Annotated in this window: 1 protein-coding gene; it reads right to left on the reverse strand. The window is 66.1% G+C overall.

Translation table 11 applies throughout. The features are described from left to right. Positions 1 to 44: 44 nt before the first annotated feature. On the reverse strand, positions 45 to 1292 hold the full coding sequence (locus tag A5694_RS11995; RefSeq protein ID WP_064922065.1) for an IS256 family transposase: 1248 nt from the start codon (positions 1290 to 1292) through the stop codon (positions 45 to 47). Between the last annotated feature and the right edge of the window lie 125 nt (positions 1293 to 1417).

Consider the following 1417-nt stretch of genomic DNA (forward strand, 5'->3'; position numbering starts at 1 on the left):
GGTCAAGTCCCGGGAAGTGGTGTAGTGCTGCGTGATCCGATGGGTTAGGCAGTTAGGGCGGGCATGTCATCGGCTCCTACTTCAGGGTTGTCGTTGGTGACGGTGGTCAGGCGGCATCGGGCGAGGATGTCGAGGCCGAGGTAGCGGCGCCCTTCGGCCCACTCGTCGTTCTGTTCGGCCAGGACCGCACCGACCAATCGGACGATGGCGTCGCGGTTGGGGAAGATCCCGACGGCGTCGGTGCGGCGGCGGATCTCTTTGTTGAGTCGTTCGGCGGGGTTGTTGGACCAGATCTGGGTCCAGACGTCTTTGGGGAACGCAGTGAAGGCCAGGATGTCTTCGCGTGCAGCACTGAGGTGGTCGGCCACGGCCGGCAGCTTGTCGGTGACGTAGTCGATGAGCCGGTCGAACTGCGCGGCTACCGCTGGGGCATCGGGTTGGTCATAGACGCTGTGCAGCATCGCTTTGACCGCCGGCCACATGCTCTTGGGGCAGATGCTCATCAGGTTGGCCGCGTAGTGGGTGCGACACCGTTGCCAGCTGGCTCCGGGCAGGTTGGCCGCGATCGCTTCGCGCAGGCCGGCATGGGCGTCGCTGGTGACCAGCCGCACCCCGGCCAGCCCACGGGCGACCAGGTCGGCGAAGAACTCGTTCCAGGCTGGGCCGGTCTCGCTGGTGACCACCCGCATGCCCAGGACTTCGCGGTGTCCGTCGCCGTTGACGCCAGTGGCCAGTAGCACGACCCCGTTGACCACACGGCCGCCTTCGCGGACCTTCATCGTCAACGCATCGGCGGCGACGAAGGTGAACGGACCGGCCGCATCGAGCGGGCGGTGGCGGAATTGCTCGACGTGCTCGTCGAGGTCGGTGGCCATACGGCTGACCTGCGACTTGCTCAGCGAGTCGATGCCCAGGGTCTTGACCAACTTGTCCATCCGCCGCGTCGAAACGCCGGCCAGGTAGCAGTCGGCGACCACGGTGATCAACGCCGATTCGGCCCGCTTGCGGCGTTCCAGCAGCCAGTCGGGAAAGTAGGTTCCCTTGCGCAGCTTGGGAACCGCGACGTCGATGGTGCCGACCCGGGTGTCCAGGCCGCGGTGGCGGTACCCGTTGCGCTGTGCCCGCCGTCCCGGTGTGGGCTGGCCCCATTCGGCGCCCACCACCGCATCGGCATCCGCGGACAGCAAGGCGTTGATCACGGTCTGCAGCAGCGAGCGCATCAGATCTGGGGAGGCCTCGGACAGGGCCTCGCCAAGAAGGCCCGCAGGGTCGACAATGTGGGGTGCGGTCATCGTGATGCTCCTCGAGGATTCTGTGGAAGGTTGACTCGAAGGATCACGCGGTGGCCGCTTTACGTCCATCACCGACACGATGACGAACCCAGCAACCGCGCTACACCACTATGCGGGACTCAACT

This window comes from Mycolicibacter sinensis (assembly GCF_001667945.1).
Classification (GTDB): domain Bacteria; phylum Actinomycetota; class Actinomycetes; order Mycobacteriales; family Mycobacteriaceae; genus Mycobacterium; species Mycobacterium sinense_B.

Excerpts from the sequence above, each read along its gene's own strand:
- A5694_RS11995 (WP_064922065.1), bottom strand. The coding sequence starts at position 1,292 with ATGACCGCACCCCACATTGTCGACCCTGCGGGCCTTCTTGGCGAGGCC.